Source organism: Mucilaginibacter paludis DSM 18603 (assembly GCF_000166195.2).
In the GTDB taxonomy this organism is placed as follows: Bacteria; Bacteroidota; Bacteroidia; order Sphingobacteriales; family Sphingobacteriaceae; genus Mucilaginibacter; species Mucilaginibacter paludis.
On record NZ_CM001403.1, the window covers coordinates 7,967,826 to 7,983,541 of the forward strand.

A 15,716-nucleotide genomic window follows, 5' to 3' on the forward strand; every position below is an offset into this window, starting at 1 on the left:
AATGTAGTTATAGTTAAGAGGGAGAAACAAGTCGCTTGATGCTGTTGAACAGGGATTCGGGATCAAAAGGTTTCATTACAAAATCATTCATTCCGCTGTTGATCATTTCTTCTTTCATCTCGAGCAAGGTGGAGGCCGTGAGCGCTATTACCGGAAGGTCTGCAAAACCTTTGCCTTCCAGTTTTCTAATTTCAATAGTGGCTTCGTATCCATCCATTACAGGCATTTTCAAGTCCATTAGCACCAGGTCGTATTGATTTGCGGTAACTTTTTCTAAAGCAATTCTGCCATTTTCGGCAACATCGTAATCGGCATGCCATTGTTGTAAAAAACGTTTTACAACCAATACATTTACCGGGTTATCGTCGGCAATTAAAATCCTGGAACCCTTCAATGTATGCGCATGCCGGGGTGTGTCTAAACCGGATGTTTCTTCTACCGGTAGCGTGCTCTTCTCCAACTCAAGATCGAAATAAAAAATAGATCCCTCGCCAGGTGTGCTTTTTAGTTGGATATTGCTCCCCATTAACTCTAACAGCCGTTTTGTGATGGTTAAACCAAGTCCGGTTCCACCATAAATCCTTGTGGTGTCACTTTCTGCCTGAGAAAAAAGCTCAAAAATATGTTCCTGTTTGGTTTCAGGTATGCCTATCCCGGTATCGCTCACGGCAAAGCCTATAGTCATTTTACCTTCATGCTCTCCAACAAGGGCCGTGCTGATACTGACTCGCCCGGCGGCAGTAAACTTAATAGCATTGTTAACCAGGTTAGTAATAACCTGACCTATCCTAACCGGATCGCCCTTGAACCAAAATGGCAGTGAATAATCAAACTGCACTGATAGATTCAAGTGTTTTTCTTTAGCGTCATTTTCCTGCGAACGGCATATATTTTGTAGTAACTCGTACAGATCAAAGCTTATATTTTCAAGCTCAACCTTTCCGGCGTCTATCTTATTCAAATTCAATACATCGTTAATAATTACCATTAGGTTCTGGGCAGAAAACTTAAGAACATTTAAAGCTTCCCGTTGGTCTTCGCGCGGGTTTTTTAACAGAAGATTGGTAAAACCAATGACTCCGTTCATTGGTGTACGTATTTCGTGGCTCATAATGGACAGGAACCTCGACTTGATTAGTGCTGCCTGTTCTGCGTCCTCTTTAGCTTTGATCAGCGCCTCCTGAATTTGCTTTTTTTCCGTAATCAATTCGGTGAACATGATGATGCCACCCACTGTACCGGCGCTCTCATACCATGGCCTTACCTCCCAGCGTAACCACTCGCGACGCCCGTTTATAAGGAAAAAACTATCTTCTTCTTTCTTTATCACTTCGCCACGAAGACAACGAGACAAATACGACATCCAAATGCCAGGCAACTCCGGAAATACTTCAAAATGGCTTCTCCCCAAAAGCGTAGGCATATCCAGGTTATAACACGATACCCAAACATCGCTAACAGCCACATAATTAAAATGTTTGTCCATCATGGCAATGGCAACCGGCGAGTATTTTATAAAAGTTTCAAGCTGTTCCTGTTTTTGGCGTAGTGCCTCTTCCTGTGTTTTACGAATAGTAATATCCTGGAATATACCGTATATACGGATGCACTTTCCATCCTCAAATTCGGGGTGGCCTACAGTACGGGTCCATTTTAAAGCCCCGGTGGCGGTGATGATTTGTAGTTCTAAATCATAAGGTTCACCAGTAGTAATAGCTTTATGAAAAGCCTCTAACAAAAGGTTTCGATCCTTACCTTCCCTGAAAAAAAATGCCGAAGTGCCGGTCGCTGGCTCAAAATCCTTGTCAACACCGAAAATCTGCCGTGTAACAGCCGACCATGTCACTTTTTGATGCAGCATATCCAATTCCCAACCGCCCACCATAGCAACTTCGCTGGTGCGTTCTAAAAAGTCGCGGGTGCGTTTTAGTTCTTTTTCCGCCAGCTTTTGAGCAGTTAAATTGATATGGTTACCTAACATATACTCGGGCTTGCCTTCTGCGGTAAATTTTTGCACTTTACCTGTTAGCAAAATAAACACCGTAGAACCATTTTTATGGCGGAAGCGTATTTCATGCGCAAACGGAATTTCGCCGCCGCTTTGTACGTGCCTTGCGAATATGATCCTGAATTGGCGCAAATCTTCCGGGAAAACAAGAGCCATCCAGTTGCTCATCTTATCCGGGAAATCCAATGCTTGATAGCCAAGTGTATTCTTCAGGGCCGGGTTATGGTAAATATCACGGCTGCCAACTGTCCATTCCCAATAACCAGTGATGTGTTCGTACGAATTTTCAGCTTCCACGCCTGGCATAGTTTAGAAAGAATTATTGATTGAATTAAGTGTTGATTGCTATTGCAAAAACAGCATGTACACATAAGCTAATCTTTCTTTAAATTGTTTGAGTGGAAAATAAAAAAATGGCGACAAAAATTAGTCAATGAGGTAGTTTATGCCTTGAAACCACTACGAAAACGCAGTATGCTCCCAAACAAAGGGTAAAAAAACATAATAACGATGCTGGCCAAAGGCTTTAAACAGGTTGGGGTAATAGGCTATCGCCTTCCATCATAAAAACATATGATGTAAATTGGTCATGATGGGCTAAAGAAACAAGTATATCCAGTAACTTGCCTTGTTGCAATATGATGGGATAACCAGCTCCGTGTTTCTCGATTGTTAAATTTTCCTGGGAAAACAATTTCTTCAACTTGTTCAACAAAGCTTGCCTAACTAAGCTTGATTGGCTTTGATGCCTAACATCATTAACCGATTGAATACCCCAGTAAATTTTATCAAATATTGAATGATCACCGACTACGGTAGCTATCAGTTGGTTCTGAATAATTGATTTAAAATAAAGCTTTTCGCCCTCTCCTATCACTTCTCCGCTATAAAGCCAATCGCCTACAGGCTTACCTTCCCAACAGAGATCGATTAAGTTGATAAATAAAGGATTTGCTGGAATATTGATATTTTGGATAGTAATTTTTACCGGCGAAAATAACAGACCGGTATTAATTCGTTTCAAATACTTGTAGGCCGACTCCTTAACAGACCAGAGCAGCCATACAAAGTTTTCAAAAGGCACTACATCAACAATCGGGGTTTGATAAAGCGCCAGTTCTGATGCGGTAACAAATTTGGTATAAAACCTGGCGCTGTTAGTACGCTGTTTATTGATGTTTGTTAATGATACGATATCGTTACCAATGCTTTTCAAGCAGAGTGATTGATTTTACCGGAGATTACATCGATACAGTTGCCTACAGTGAACATTTTTTCTGCGGAATCGAAATCAATTTCAATGTTATATTGCGCTTCGGCATCAATGATAATATCCACCAAATTGGCCGAATTAATTTTCAGGTCCTTAATCAGGTCGGTTTCTTCGTTAATTCCGTCCAGCATTTCTTTATTTTCAGTATAGGGAGCCAGTACCTTTTTTAGTTCATTTAAAATCTCTATTCTATCCATTACGTATTATATTTTGAAATTATCAAACAGGCATTAACATCGCCAAAGCCAAAATTAGCCTTCGCTACAACATTAATCTCCCTGTTTACCTTTTTTGTTGGCAAATTGTTTGAGCCAGCTATCGCTATTATTTCGGGGTTCGGATCTTCAAGGTTGATATTGGGATGCACAAAATTATGAGCTACCTGTAAAACAGCCGCAACAGATTCAATAGAACCCGCCGCGCTCAGGCAATGCCCCACCATCGACTTTAAGGAATTAACCATCGGGAAGTTATCCCCCCGCCTGTTTAATGCTTTGCTCCAGTTATCAATCTCCATTTTATCGGCAATGGTAGCCGTTAAATGCCCGCTGATCAGGTCAATATCCCCGGCTTCAATGTTGGATAACTGAATAGCCTCCCTGATGCATCTGATTACCCCGGCAGGACCAGGCGCAGTCATGCTGCCACCGTTACGCTGCCCTCCCGAATTGCTTGATCCACCTAATATTTCGGCATAAATGGTAGCTCCCCGTTCAAGAGCGTATTCAAGATCTTCCAAAACAAAGGCACCCGCTCCAGAGCCGGGTATAAAGCCACCCGCAGTTAAACTCATCGGTCGCGACGCTTGTTCAGGATGCTCGTTGAATTTGCGGGACAATACCCTCATCGAGTCAAAACCTCCAAAAACGTACCTGTCTACATACTCACAGCTGCCTACCACCATGCGTTTAGCCATACCGAACTTAATATACTCGTAACCTATTAAAATAGCTTGCGTTCCTGTTGCACAGGCGGCGGAGTTATTGATGATCTTGTTTCCCAAACCCAGTCGCCCTGAAATATAGGCTGTAACACCGCTATTCATAATTTGTTCTACCACACGTGAGCCTAATTTTTTCGACTCTTTAGCGTCAACCCGGTTAATGGCATTTTTTATCACATCGGTATCGGCCACGCTGCTGCCAAATACACAACCGGTATCCCAACGCGTATCTTCGCTGTATATAGCATTTCCAGCATCCATCCAGGCATCTAATGCGGCCTTAATTCCAAAGGCTATTCCCTTGCCTTTTAATCCATATAGAGTAGTCTCTGGGATATAGTTGCGTAGCTGCTCCCACTCAAAAGCCGGTGTGCCGCTAACCTGGCAGTTAAATTTAAGATCTTCGTACTCGGGCACATATCTAATTCCAGAAATACCATTCTGGATAGCGTTTAAAAATTCGGGAATACCTATTCCGTTGGGAGCAACCACACCTAAACCCGTAACAACTACACGACGACTCATTCTGCTTTATTTTTTATAGCGACATTTTTAATGATGCCCGAAAATATTCCCTTTGCAATAACTTCCGACGATGTATTATGCATTTCAATACTACACTTTAATTTGCCGAACCTAAAATATTGTTTTTTAGAGGTGACAATAACCTTTTCGCCGGGTAAAACCATTTTAAAAAACGAAACCTCGGTTGATGTCAATAAGGGAAATGCACCTCCATCCATCGCAATCTGATCTTCGTGGTTCCCGGTCGTCATTAAATAAATCCCCAATACCACCAGGCCAATCTGAGCCATAATTTCGGTAACAATAACACCGGGTGTTACCGGGTTACCCACAAAGTGATCTTCATAAAAAAAAGCATCGGGCTTCAGTGTATAATCACCGGTTACGCCATCTGCATCAATAGCAATAATATTATCCACAAAAAGAAATGAGGATTTATAAGGCAGGTGGGCTAATATCTCGTTACTCATGTTTACTCAAAGCTTACTATTACCGGCAATGCTCGCCCCCATCAACATGTATTACCGATCCGTTTATCCAGGCTGCCTCGGGAGTACAAAGCAGGTAAATTACATTGGCTACGTCCTGCGGCGTGGTCATTCTTCCCATTGGGTTCCTTTCGACACCTGTCTCAATTAATTTTTGGCTGCCGGGGATCCTTTTGAGCGACGGCGTGGCTGTTATCCCGGCTTGTATCAGGTTAGTTTTTAAACCGTATTTGCCAAACTCCACGGCCATGTAAGTATTCAGGCTTTCAAGGGATGCTTTAGCTATGGATACAGCGGCGTAACTCTCCCAATATTTATGTGCGCCCTCGCTGGTTAAGCCGATAATCCGGGCATCGGCATTAAACAGCTCCTCTTTTAAAAGTAACCGGGCCCAATCAAGCAGGCTGTTTGACATGGCATAGCTGGTGAGTTGGATATCTTCTACAGATAGCAGGCTCTCATCCGCTTCCCCATTCACTAAGGGTTTCAAATTTCCCCTGGCTATAGAGTGCAGTAACAGTTTTACGCTACCTTTGGCCATTACGTTGCGGATTGTATTTATAAAAGAGGATCGGCCATCCGCTGTTAAGGCATTGATATTTAAGGGTATAATATTTACGTATTCCGTTTCGGCTAACTGAGAAAATTTTTGCTTAAGCGCCCTTTCTGTCAAAGCCGTTTCGCGGTATAATACGGCAACATTCATGCCGTGAGCCGCTAACTTTTCGGCGGTGGCTAAACCAAATCCACTTGAACCGCCTAATATAATGGCCCACTTGTCAGAAAATTGCTTTAGGGGATTATGCACTTAAAAAAAATTATATATTTAATATATGATATATTCTTGAACCCGCAAAAGTAAACGAAATCTCTTAAATTAGGGTAAGCGAGTGATACAAAATGCCTACTTTATCAGATGATCGACATAAATATTTATATTTGTATGCTGAAAGAGATAGGTAGCCAATGAAATTCAAATTAATAATTCCCCTCGTTTTTATTTTTAGCTACACAGCTATTCTTGGTGAAAATATCGTTCAAAGGTTGGATAGGTCGGTATTTTACGCTGCGTTAAAATCAGAAAATGTTGAAGAAATAGACCACGAATTAGAGGTGTTAAAGTTGGCACATAGCCCTGAAAAAGAAGCGTTTGAAGGTGCATTATTAATGAAAAAAGCCGGACTTGTAAAAATACCTGCGGAAAAATTAAAGTTTTTTAAATCGGGGCGCATTAAACTGGAAACCGAATTAGCCAAAGACAGCACAATTGCCGAATACCGTTTCCTTCGATTGGTGATCCAGGAAAAGGCACCTAAAATAGTTAAATATCGTAAGCAATTGGTTTCGGATAAGTTGTACATTATCAAAACTTTTAAAACCCTATCTCCTGCTGTACAACAAGCCATTAGGGATTATTGTAAATTTTCGAAGGTATTGCAGCCTGCTGATCTGTAATTGATAATAGCATGAGCAAAAAGGTTTTAGCTATTTATTACACGCAATCGGGCCAGTTAGGCGAAATTATTGACAATTTTACTGCACCGCTTATCGATGCGGGCGCATCTGTAGAAAAAGTTAACGTTAATTTAAAAAACAATTATCCCTTCCCCTGGACGGCCGACGGATTTTTTAGTGTAATGCCCGATTGCCAGTTGGATATTCCGGCAGAATTGGAACCGTTTACGTTTAAGGAAACCCGTTACGACCTGGTCATTTTAGGATACCAGGCCTGGTTTTTATCGCCAAGTATTCCTTTTAACTCCCTGATGAATCATCCGGCACTTAAAACCATTATCGGTAATACGCCGGTAATAACAGTAACGGGTGCCCGCAACATGTGGCTCAACGCCTTTGTACGTGTAAAGAAACTGATTAAAGCCGCCGACGCCCAATTGGTAGGCAATATCGCTTTGGTAGATACACATCCCAATCCCATTAGCTTCGTCACTATTTTTCATTGGATGTTGCATGGCAAAAAAGACCGCTATTTAAATATCTTTCCGCCGCCGGGCGTATCAGACACGGATATTAAACGTACCAAATACTTCGGCGACAGTGTTTTACCCCATCTTTTAAACAATACATGGACAGGTTTGCAGGATGAACTTGACCTGCAAAAAGCGGTGGTACTTAACTATAACCTGATGATCATCGAATCGGTAGCAGGGAAGATATTCAAAGTTTGGGCAATATTTATTTCAAAACGACAAAACAAAAGCGCCTGGTTAAAGGTATTCAAGTACTATCTTTTGATTGCTTTTTTTGTAGGTGCTCCGATAGTTTTAACATTAGATGCCCTATTTTTTAGGTTTTTTACGCCGAAACGCATCAGGGCTAAAAAACAACATTTTTTAAGTTTAACATAACCTGTATATGCCTGTTTATATTAATAGAACTTCCGCTTTTTTTCCTAACAGCCCTGTCCCTAATGATGATATGGAACTTTACCTGGGATACATCAATGGTAAACCGTCCAAATCAAAAAGCATAGTACTCCGTAACAACGCTATTGTAAACCGTTATTACGCCCTTGATAAAGGCGGAAAATCAACCCATACCAATGCGCAAATGACTGCCCTTGCAGTTAAAGAATTATTTAAAGACGAGCCTGAAGATATTAAAACTATTGAACTGCTCTCGTGCGGTACATCCTCTCCCGACCAGATGATGCCGAGCCATGGTGTAATGACACACGGCTGGCTGCCAGAGGCCGGTCCGATTGAAGTAGTATCTCCTGCGGGTGTATGCTGCGCGGGTATGCATGCCCTAAAATATGCCTACATGGCTATCCGTACCGGCGATGTAAAGCTGGCTGTAGCTACCGGCTCCGAACGTTTCTCAGGCCTGCTGGTATCTGATGTATTTGAGGAAGAAGCGCAGAAACTTGTTGAGCTGAACGCTAATCCCTACATCGCTTTCCAAAAGGATTTTTTGAGGTGGATGCTCTCCGACGGCGCTTCGGCATTTCTAATGTCCGACGAGCCTAATAAAGAAGGCATCAGTTTGCGTTTGGATTGGATAGAAGGCGTATCCTACGCTAACGAAATGGAAACCTGTATGTACATGGGCGGCGAAAAACAGGCCGATGGTACCTTAAAAGGCTTTATGGATTACACGCCAGAAGAGATCATGAATAAATCCATCTTCAGCGTAAAACAGGATATTACTTTATTAAGTGATAACATTGTGCCTTTGGGCGGCAAAAAAATAAAGGAGATTTTTGAGAGGCGCGGTTTAACAGCAGCAGATATCGATCACTTTTTACCCCATATCTCCAGTGATTTTTTCAAAAGTAAAATTTACGATCTGGTTGAAATATACGGCGGTGGTATACCTTACGAAAAATGGTTTATCAACCTGTATACCGTAGGTAACGTGGGTGCCGCTTCGGTTTATTTAATGATAGACGAGCTTTTTAATAGTGGCCGATTAAAGGTTGGAGAAAAAATACTGCTTCTTGTTCCGGAGAGCTCCAGGTTTTCGTATATGTATGCGATGTTGACTGTTGTTTAGGATAATTTCGTCATGAAAAAGGAAGATGTTCCGCAGGACCTGAGTTCGCTTGGTAAAATAACCAAAGAAGTTTGTTACGCCACCGATCAATCCGGCCAATACGTTACCCAATTAAGCCAGGGTTGGGACGTAAAAATAACCGCGCTTGATGTTGCCTGGGATGATATTGCTCTTCGTGTAGAAGCAGCCCGGCAAAAAGTTTTAAACGATGAGGCCAGCCCGCTCCTTTTTTTTATGGAAAAAGCGATTATGGACTTGGGTATACTGGCAGATTATACCGGATTTTGGAAATGGCAGATTAAACGGCACTTAAAACCGGAAGTGTTTAAAACCCTATCCGACAAAAAGTTGCAGCGCTACGCCGAAGTTTTTAATGTAAGTGTAGCCGATTTTAAAAATATGAATACTGATGAAACTTGATTTTGCACACCTGCAGGCTGCACATTGCGAAAATGGTGTAACCACAAGTTTACTGCAAAATGCAGGCGTTAATCAAATTACCGAGCCCCTTGCCTTTGGTATTGGAGCTGGATTATTTTTTGTTTACATACCCCTCATTAAAATCAATAATGGCCCTGCAATTGCGTTCAGAACGCTTCCGGGGCTGGTTTTTAGTCGCACTTGCAAGGCTCTGGGGATACCCGTTGTTCGTAAAAAATTTAGTTCCACGCAAAAAGCACAAAACTACCTGGATGAGTGCCTTGCTGCGGGGCAGCCTGTTGGTTGCCAGGTTGGCGTTTATTACCTGCCCTATTTCCCTAAAGAATATAGGTTTCACTTCAATGCGCATAACCTAATTGTTTATGGCAAAGAGGATGATCATTATTTGATAAGCGACCCCGTTATGGAAACTGTTACCACCATGACCAGTTACGAACTGGAACGGGTACGTTTTGCCAAGGGGGCCCTGGCCCCCAAAGGGCAATTGTATTATCCTAAAGAAGGCAGAGCTGTTACTGATGACCAGATCAGGAGGGCCATTAAAAACGGAATAGCTAAAAACGTAAACAATATGCTTCACATCCCCGGCCCCATTGCCGGAGTAGATGGGATCCGTTTCATTGCTAACAAAATAAAAAAATGGCGCGATAAGCTCGGTTTAAAAACGGCAGGCTTGTATTTGGCCCAACTGGTGCGCATGCAGGAAGAAATAGGTACAGGCGGTGGCGGCTTCCGGTATATTTATGGTGCTTTTTTACAACAAGCGCATGCCTATTTGCCTCATGATGAACTGATGCCTATCTCTGATCTGTTTACCCAGGCTGGCGATCTGTGGCGGACCGCAGCTGTCCAAGCGTCGGGAATTTACAAAGGGCGAATTGGCAGCCAGGAGGACTTTAACCAGATGGGCGATTACTTACTCGAAATAGCCGAAATTGAGAGACAGGCATTTACAGCGCTATCTAAAATTAAATGGCAGCCATGATGGATCCTTTAGCTATTAAGATACAGGATATGTCTTTTAAATATGATGGGGATACCAGCATAAGCTACACTCATTTTAATTTAACGATAGCTAAAGGCGAGCGCTTTGGTTTGTTTGGCCCCAACGGTGCCGGTAAAACAACCTTGATGAATTTAATGACGGGCTTACTGCCCTTTAACGAAGGCAGCATTGAAGTATTAGGACAGCAAATTAAAGGTAACCATAAGCAGATCAGTAAATTATTCGGATTTATTCCGCAGGACTTTTCTTTTTACCAGGAATTAAGTCCGGCGGAAAATCTGCAATTTTTCGGAGCCTGGTCGGGGCTGAATAAGCAACAGATCAAATCAAGAACAACCGAATTGTTAGAGATCCTGGGGCTGGCTGATGTTCGCGACAAGCCGGTTCAGCATTTTTCGGGCGGTATGAAACGCCGCGTTAACCTGGCCATCGGCGTAATCCATAACCCTCCTATTCTGTTTTTGGATGAACCAACCGTTGGGGTTGATGTACAAACCCGGCATGCCATTATTAACTATTTGTTGGAACTGAATAAGAACGGCACCACGCTGATCTATACCTCGCACCAGTTAAGTGAGGCCGAAGATCTGTGCCAAAAGGTAGCACTAATTGATGAGGCTAAAATTGTAGCTCATGATGATTTAAGCGCGTTATTGTTAGAACACGAACAGGATGGCTTGGAAGGTTTATTTTTAAGTTTAACCGGGAAGGACTACAGGAACTAACATGTTTAAACTCTGGTATACCATTGTTAAGGATCTGCGGATATTGAGCCGCGATAAGGTAGGCATAGCACTGATGTTTGGTATGCCCATCGCTTTAGTATTGATCATCACCAGTATCCAAAACAATACCTTTGAGCTGGTTAATAAAAACAAGGTATCCCTTTTGGTATGCAACCGCGATACCGGAAAAATAAGCGGAGAGTTTTTGCAGGCCATTGATCAGATCGGCATGTTTAAAATGTTGAACATCCCGAAAGGGGAAACTAATAAAGCGATTACCAAGCGAATGAATAACAGCGATGCCCCTTTGGCCATTGTTATCCCGGCAGATTTTTCGGTTAAAATTGATTTGCAGGCCAAAACAGTTTCGGCCAAGGCGTTAAACACATTTGGCCTTGATGGCGGAAAAATTGACTCATCGGCAAGTAAAGTACTGCCGCTCAATTTGTTTTACAAACCCGCCCTGCAAGAGCAATTTCGCCGGTCGGTACAAGGGGCTCTGTATAGTGCATTACAACTGATAGAAAGCAAACAGATATTACGTAATATGTACCTGTCTATCAACGAGAAAAAACTACCAGCTCAACTTGAAAATGAGCTTTTAAATAATAAGATAGCCATTAACGAAACCCCCGTTTCTAAAGATGGCAGCCGTACCGTTCCAAACGCATCACAGCACAATGTTCCGGCGTGGACGATATTCGCCATGTTTTTTGTGGTGATTTCCCTTGCTGGAAGTATCGTAAGGGAAAAATTGAGCGGTAGTTTTATCCGCTTAAAAACCTTGCCTACCAATTATGTGGTGGCGCTTTTATCAAAACAACTCACTTACCTGGCAGTTACCATGTTACAGGCGGCAGTCATCTTTGCTATAGGCATCTGGGTTTTCCCCGTAATTGGTTTACCGGTGCTCAACCTTCCGGCAGATATGTTCGGACTAATACTCGTATCGCTTATTTGCGGCTGGTGCGCCGTGAGCTATGCCATTTGTATAGGTGTTTTTGCCCAAACACAAGAGCAAGCCAATGGATTTGGGGCCATATCCATTGTGATGTTAGCTGCCATTGGCGGCTTAATGGTACCCAGCTTCGCCATGCCGGAGTCGTTTCGCCTGGTTATGAAGCTATCGCCTTTACATTGGTGCCTCGAGGCTTATTATGGCCTGTTTTTGGAGGGCGGAAACCTGGGCGATGTTGTGGCAAATATAATACCTTTGGTGATGATTACGATATTCTTTCAGGCCATTGCCATCCTTGGCCTAAAAGCGAAAAAGTTGATATAAAAATACCGGGTAAGGCAGTAGAGAGAGAACAAAAAAATACAGCATAAATTAAAATACAATAACAATAGCGTTTAATGGAATCAGCAGAATTAAAACAACAATTAAAACAGCAAATAATAACTTTTTTGAATTTAACCCCCATGACACCCGAGGAAATTAAGGACGATGAACCTTTATTTGGTGATGGATTGGGTTTGGATTCTATTGATTCGTTAGAGTTAATTGTATTGTTAAAAAGAGAATACGGCATAGATATCCGCGACCCTAAAGATGGCCGTAAGGTACTGGTTGATGTGAATACAATGGCTGAATATATTGAGCAGCATAGAACCAAGTAATAGGCCAACCCTATAATCTTTTGGGCCTGTGTAGCCAATAGCTAAGGCACAAATAGCTTTTAATAGTTACACTTTTACCACAGCAAATACGCCCTGAAACTTAAAACAAACTGTTTGAGCTGAGCTTAAACCGGCGGTAATTGATATTTCATTATCTTCAGTTAACTTGTAATTTAAAGTTAGCTGAAGTATATTATCTTTTTGAGGATCAATCAATTGCAGAAATTTCAGATTGGTAGCTATTTTTAACCTCAAGTTTTGGTTTAATTCATTTTCTAAAATTTCTTTGACGATTTGCAGCATGCAGGCACCGGGCAATACCGGCTGACCTGGAAAATGTCCTTTCAGAATTTCGTGATGCTCATTAATCTCCAGGCTTGCCTGGATGATACCGTCTTGATGATCAAATGATCCGATTTTGTATAGTGAGTTTTTGAGCATCAGCAGGCGGAAACAAGCATTAAAGAATGGTATTTATATTGATAATGATTATAGATCAGTATCGTTTTGGGCGAATGGCTTCTGACGTTGCCCTGCACAACAACCTCCGGCACTGTTTGCTGCCGGATAATATTGGCAGCCAGCCATAAGGCGAAAGCCGATGACGTAGGGTATTCGCCGCAAAGGTGCTTGTAGTTGGCCAACGCTTTATTGTTAAACAAGCCCTGATTGAGGTGGTTATAGATCTCATCATTCCTCACATCACCGTTCCTGCCGGTTATAACCAGTTCGATATCTGATACTTGCATGCCATGTTCGTTCAGAAAGGCGATAAGCTGTTCTTCAAGATCATTTGGCTTGTATAGCGTTTTTAACCCGGTTAATATGGCCATGTTATCGGTTGTTGCCTTATCTGTCAGCAGGAAAAAAACTGCGCCCTCGCCACCGATGGTTCCTTTGGATCGGGTATTGAAGAGCTCCAGGTTTGATAGCGGCCAGCGCTTGTATAAACCCAGGCGGGTTAAAACGGTAAAGCCCGTATCCGACATTTCCTCCGTTCCGCCCACCAGGATATCATCCGCTTCGCCTTCGTTTAACAACATCATAGCATCAAATAAAGCACTTTCAAACGATATGCCTTTATGCACAAACGTATTGTTATAATTATGGCATTTAAGCATCAGTGCAATCTGCGCGGCCACCGTATTATGGGTTGATTGGATAAATGCCGTAGGTGGCAGCATTTCCTCATCCAGCTCAATAATACGGGTTAAAAAGGTGACGGTATCCTCCATACAGCCAAAGGCCGTTCCGGTAATGATGGCACCGGGCATTTGAACACCGGCATCAAGTAAACATTGGCTGGCCGATGCCACTCCCATTTTAATGATATGGCTCATCCTCCGTATCGCCTTCGGATCGATGTAGCTGGCGTAGTTGGGTTCTATCGCCCGCAAACGCGTGGTTTGATATTCAGTTACATCGCTTAAAAAGTCAGTATTTCTGAATGTTTTCTGCGCCGAAATGCAAGCTGATGACCGGATATAGATCTTCATTTTATACTTTTGAAAATATCAGGGATGTACAATTGCCGCCAAAACCAAACGAGTTTGACATCACATGATTGATAGGCTGATCATTTAATAACTGGGTTTCAGGCGCAAAGGATAATTCGTGCATCTGCGTTTCAAAACGCAGGTTAGGATAAATTAACCCGTGCTTTATAGATAATACCGAAAACACCGCCTCAACACCACCGCTGGCACCCAGCGTATGCCCGGTGTAAGCTTTGGTTGAACTTACAGGAGGATAGTGTCCATCAAACAGGCGTGTAATAGCGGTGCCTTCAGCGCTATCGTTATTGGGTGTACCGGTGCCGTGCAGATTAATGTAATCAATATCAGTAGCCCGCAAACCGCTCTTTTTTAAAGCGCCTTTCATGGCCAGGTATGATCCGGTACCATCCGGCGACGATGCCGTTTGATGATAGGCGTCGTTGCTGTTATTATAACCGCTTAGTTTGCAGTACATTTTCTTATCTAAGGTTTGAGCAACTTTTTCCGACACCAGGGTAAGGTATCCGGCGCCTTCGCCTAAGTTGAGCCCTTGCCTGTTCTCGTCAAAGGGTTTGCAAAATTCCTTATCCAATATCATCAGCGTATTAAATCCGTTGAGGGTAAACTTGGTTAAAGCATCTGCGCCGCCTGCTACAACAATATCCAGTAAACCATTTCTGATCATCCTGGCACCATAAAATATGGCGTTGGCAGATGATGAACAAGCCGTGCTGATGGTGGTCATGTAATCCCTTAACCCTAATTGGTCGGCCACTACTTCGGTTACGCTTCCACATTCGTGGTCAAAAACGTTCCTCAGTTTCCCCTTCCGGTTATCAGCGATGAACTGGATAAAAAAATCTTCACTTTTATCCATCCCACCTACGGTATTGGCTGATACAAAACCGGCCCGCCATGATTTTAGATCAGGTATGGCAGCATCATCCAGGGCCTCCCTTGCCGCAATTAAACTTAATAAGGTGGTACGGCTGATTTCGGGAGATAAGCCTGCAATAGCTGCCAGTTCATCATTGGTAAGCTTTACTTCAGCAACAGGCAATGTATGCTGGTGAATAGTTTGCATTTGTGTGATAGCCCCCATACCTGCCTGTTCATTTTGAAGCGCGGCAAGGCATTGGGCAACATTGTTACCGATAGCCGTAATGGTTCCTAAACCTGCAATGTAAACCTCTCTGTTCATCATTCAATTAATGATTGTTCAAATATCTTATTCATCTCTTGTTTATCAAAAGGAATTTCACCTTCGTTACAGCCTTTTTCTACTAAAAATAAAACGGCTTTATATTCTTCTCCAATCACGTCAACCCAACCACAGATACAAGCCTTTAAACCACTGTATTTAAATAAATTATTTACACATACCTCAATAAAACCAGCATCAAAAGCGGCAGAGATAAAAAAAGCCGCCTCGCCTTTAAAATTGTTGCGGATACTGATTTCGCCGATCATGATATTGGGCAAAGTATATACAAACAAAGCCGGACTTGGAATATCGCTAACCGAAGCCAAATATTTCAGGTCGGAATCAAGGCTGGCATTAGCATTGGTGATCATCATCCCTACTTCTTCAGGCTGATAATTCTCCTTGCTGAAGCTGTCTTGCAGTAAAATTTCAGCTGCCAGCCAGCCCAATTTACTCAGGTGATCCATTTTGTAA

Annotated in this window: 18 protein-coding genes; 8 read left to right on the plus strand and 10 right to left on the minus strand. The window is 42.5% G+C overall.

Features of this window, described 5'->3' with window-relative positions; translation table 11 throughout:
- Window positions 1-13: 13 nt before the first annotated feature.
- The 6 genes from MUCPA_RS33615 to MUCPA_RS33640 all read right to left on the minus strand — a co-directional run bounded on the left by MUCPA_RS33615 (window position 14) and on the right by MUCPA_RS33640 (window position 6,045).
- Window positions 14-2,314 carry a PAS domain S-box protein gene (locus tag MUCPA_RS33615; protein WP_008512845.1) on the minus strand — a complete coding sequence of 767 codons (2,301 nt, stop codon included), beginning with the start codon at window positions 2,312-2,314 and terminating at the stop codon, window positions 14-16.
- 220 nt (window positions 2,315-2,534) lie between these two features.
- Window positions 2,535-3,224 (minus strand): 4'-phosphopantetheinyl transferase superfamily protein, encoded by a 690-nt coding sequence (locus tag MUCPA_RS33620; RefSeq protein WP_008512846.1) that lies wholly within the window; start codon window positions 3,222-3,224, stop codon window positions 2,535-2,537.
- Window positions 3,221-3,478: an acyl carrier protein gene (locus tag MUCPA_RS33625; RefSeq protein WP_008512847.1), complete on the minus strand. Its 258-nt coding sequence runs from the start codon at window positions 3,476-3,478 to the stop codon at window positions 3,221-3,223. Before MUCPA_RS33625 ends, MUCPA_RS33620 begins: the two co-directional genes overlap by 4 nt.
- Window positions 3,478-4,749 carry a beta-ketoacyl-[acyl-carrier-protein] synthase family protein gene (locus MUCPA_RS33630; RefSeq protein ID WP_008512848.1) on the minus strand — a complete coding sequence of 424 codons (1,272 nt, stop codon included), beginning with the start codon at window positions 4,747-4,749 and terminating at the stop codon, window positions 3,478-3,480. The genes MUCPA_RS33625 and MUCPA_RS33630 overlap by 1 nt, the downstream gene beginning before the upstream one ends.
- Window positions 4,746-5,219: a 3-hydroxyacyl-ACP dehydratase FabZ family protein gene (locus tag MUCPA_RS33635; protein WP_008512849.1), complete on the minus strand. Its 474-nt coding sequence runs from the start codon at window positions 5,217-5,219 to the stop codon at window positions 4,746-4,748. Before MUCPA_RS33635 ends, MUCPA_RS33630 begins: the two co-directional genes overlap by 4 nt.
- Window positions 5,220-5,238: 19 nt before the next feature.
- Complete coding sequence (locus MUCPA_RS33640; RefSeq protein WP_008512850.1) at window positions 5,239-6,045, minus strand: SDR family oxidoreductase; 807 nt, start codon at window positions 6,043-6,045, stop codon at window positions 5,239-5,241.
- A gap of 158 nt (window positions 6,046-6,203) precedes the next feature.
- Here MUCPA_RS33640 and MUCPA_RS36600 point away from each other — a divergent pair, with 158 nt between their 5' ends.
- The 8 genes from MUCPA_RS36600 to MUCPA_RS33680 all read left to right on the plus strand — a co-directional run bounded on the left by MUCPA_RS36600 (window position 6,204) and on the right by MUCPA_RS33680 (window position 12,542).
- Window positions 6,204-6,692 carry a hypothetical protein gene (locus MUCPA_RS36600; RefSeq protein ID WP_008512851.1) on the plus strand — a complete coding sequence of 163 codons (489 nt, stop codon included), beginning with the start codon at window positions 6,204-6,206 and terminating at the stop codon, window positions 6,690-6,692.
- A gap of 11 nt (window positions 6,693-6,703) precedes the next feature.
- Window positions 6,704-7,603: a hypothetical protein gene (locus tag MUCPA_RS33650; RefSeq protein WP_008512852.1), complete on the plus strand. Its 900-nt coding sequence runs from the start codon at window positions 6,704-6,706 to the stop codon at window positions 7,601-7,603.
- 7 nt (window positions 7,604-7,610) lie between these two features.
- Window positions 7,611-8,750 (plus strand): beta-ketoacyl-ACP synthase III, encoded by a 1,140-nt coding sequence (locus MUCPA_RS33655; protein ID WP_008512854.1) that lies wholly within the window; start codon window positions 7,611-7,613, stop codon window positions 8,748-8,750.
- A 12-nt stretch (window positions 8,751-8,762) separates the two neighbouring features.
- Window positions 8,763-9,170: a hypothetical protein gene (locus MUCPA_RS33660; RefSeq protein ID WP_008512856.1), complete on the plus strand. Its 408-nt coding sequence runs from the start codon at window positions 8,763-8,765 to the stop codon at window positions 9,168-9,170.
- Complete coding sequence (locus tag MUCPA_RS33665; protein ID WP_008512857.1) at window positions 9,160-10,176, plus strand: BtrH N-terminal domain-containing protein; 1,017 nt, start codon at window positions 9,160-9,162, stop codon at window positions 10,174-10,176. Before MUCPA_RS33660 ends, MUCPA_RS33665 begins: the two co-directional genes overlap by 11 nt.
- Window positions 10,173-10,922, plus strand: a complete 750-nt coding sequence (locus MUCPA_RS33670; protein ID WP_157544034.1) for an ABC transporter ATP-binding protein — start codon at window positions 10,173-10,175, stop codon at window positions 10,920-10,922. The genes MUCPA_RS33665 and MUCPA_RS33670 overlap by 4 nt, the downstream gene beginning before the upstream one ends.
- A gap of 1 nt (window position 10,923) precedes the next feature.
- The gene (locus tag MUCPA_RS33675) at window positions 10,924-12,204 is read left to right on the plus strand and encodes an ABC transporter permease (RefSeq protein ID WP_008512859.1); all 1,281 of its coding nucleotides are present in this window, start codon (window positions 10,924-10,926) and stop codon (window positions 12,202-12,204) included.
- A gap of 74 nt (window positions 12,205-12,278) precedes the next feature.
- The gene (locus MUCPA_RS33680) at window positions 12,279-12,542 is read left to right on the plus strand and encodes a phosphopantetheine-binding protein (protein ID WP_008512860.1); all 264 of its coding nucleotides are present in this window, start codon (window positions 12,279-12,281) and stop codon (window positions 12,540-12,542) included.
- 66 nt (window positions 12,543-12,608) lie between these two features.
- Here MUCPA_RS33680 and MUCPA_RS33685 read toward each other — a convergent pair whose 3' ends face one another.
- Genes MUCPA_RS33685 through MUCPA_RS33700 form a run of 4 tightly spaced genes read right to left on the minus strand, consistent with a single transcriptional unit; the run spans window position 12,609 to window position 15,709 of the window.
- Window positions 12,609-12,983 (minus strand): hotdog family protein, encoded by a 375-nt coding sequence (locus MUCPA_RS33685; RefSeq protein ID WP_008512862.1) that lies wholly within the window; start codon window positions 12,981-12,983, stop codon window positions 12,609-12,611.
- A complete protein-coding gene (locus MUCPA_RS33690; RefSeq protein WP_008512864.1) occupies window positions 12,983-14,038 on the minus strand; it encodes a beta-ketoacyl synthase chain length factor in 1,056 nt (351 codons plus the stop codon). Before MUCPA_RS33690 ends, MUCPA_RS33685 begins: the two co-directional genes overlap by 1 nt.
- A 1-nt stretch (window position 14,039) precedes the next feature.
- The gene (locus MUCPA_RS33695) at window positions 14,040-15,242 is read right to left on the minus strand and encodes a beta-ketoacyl-[acyl-carrier-protein] synthase family protein (protein WP_217220358.1); all 1,203 of its coding nucleotides are present in this window, start codon (window positions 15,240-15,242) and stop codon (window positions 14,040-14,042) included.
- Entirely contained in the window at window positions 15,239-15,709 is a 471-nt protein-coding gene (locus MUCPA_RS33700) for a hypothetical protein (RefSeq protein ID WP_157544035.1), read from the minus strand. Before MUCPA_RS33700 ends, MUCPA_RS33695 begins: the two co-directional genes overlap by 4 nt.
- Between the last annotated feature and the right edge of the window lie 7 nt (window positions 15,710-15,716).

Bases quoted from the DNA above. Each gene is read 5' to 3' on its own strand.
- MUCPA_RS33615 (WP_008512845.1), bottom strand. From the start codon at position 2,314: ATGCCAGGCGTGGAAGCTGAAAATTCGTACGAACACATCACTGGTTAT.
- MUCPA_RS33625 (WP_008512847.1), bottom strand. From the start codon at position 3,478: ATGGATAGAATAGAGATTTTAAATGAACTAAAAAAGGTACTGGCTCCC.
- MUCPA_RS33630 (WP_008512848.1), bottom strand. From the start codon at position 4,749: ATGAGTCGTCGTGTAGTTGTTACGGGTTTAGGTGTGGTTGCTCCCAAC.
- MUCPA_RS33635 (WP_008512849.1), bottom strand. From the start codon at position 5,219: ATGAGTAACGAGATATTAGCCCACCTGCCTTATAAATCCTCATTTCTT.
- MUCPA_RS36600 (WP_008512851.1), top strand. From the start codon at position 6,204: ATGAAATTCAAATTAATAATTCCCCTCGTTTTTATTTTTAGCTACACA.
- MUCPA_RS33650 (WP_008512852.1), top strand. From the start codon at position 6,704: ATGAGCAAAAAGGTTTTAGCTATTTATTACACGCAATCGGGCCAGTTA.
- MUCPA_RS33655 (WP_008512854.1), top strand. From the start codon at position 7,611: ATGCCTGTTTATATTAATAGAACTTCCGCTTTTTTTCCTAACAGCCCT.
- MUCPA_RS33660 (WP_008512856.1), top strand. From the start codon at position 8,763: ATGAAAAAGGAAGATGTTCCGCAGGACCTGAGTTCGCTTGGTAAAATA.
- MUCPA_RS33665 (WP_008512857.1), top strand. From the start codon at position 9,160: ATGAAACTTGATTTTGCACACCTGCAGGCTGCACATTGCGAAAATGGT.
- MUCPA_RS33670 (WP_157544034.1), top strand. From the start codon at position 10,173: ATGATGGATCCTTTAGCTATTAAGATACAGGATATGTCTTTTAAATAT.
- MUCPA_RS33675 (WP_008512859.1), top strand. From the start codon at position 10,924: ATGTTTAAACTCTGGTATACCATTGTTAAGGATCTGCGGATATTGAGC.
- MUCPA_RS33680 (WP_008512860.1), top strand. From the start codon at position 12,279: ATGGAATCAGCAGAATTAAAACAACAATTAAAACAGCAAATAATAACT.
- MUCPA_RS33685 (WP_008512862.1), bottom strand. From the start codon at position 12,983: ATGCTCAAAAACTCACTATACAAAATCGGATCATTTGATCATCAAGAC.
- MUCPA_RS33690 (WP_008512864.1), bottom strand. From the start codon at position 14,038: ATGAAGATCTATATCCGGTCATCAGCTTGCATTTCGGCGCAGAAAACA.
- MUCPA_RS33695 (WP_217220358.1), bottom strand. From the start codon at position 15,242: ATGATGAACAGAGAGGTTTACATTGCAGGTTTAGGAACCATTACGGCT.
- MUCPA_RS33700 (WP_157544035.1), bottom strand. From the start codon at position 15,709: ATGGATCACCTGAGTAAATTGGGCTGGCTGGCAGCTGAAATTTTACTG.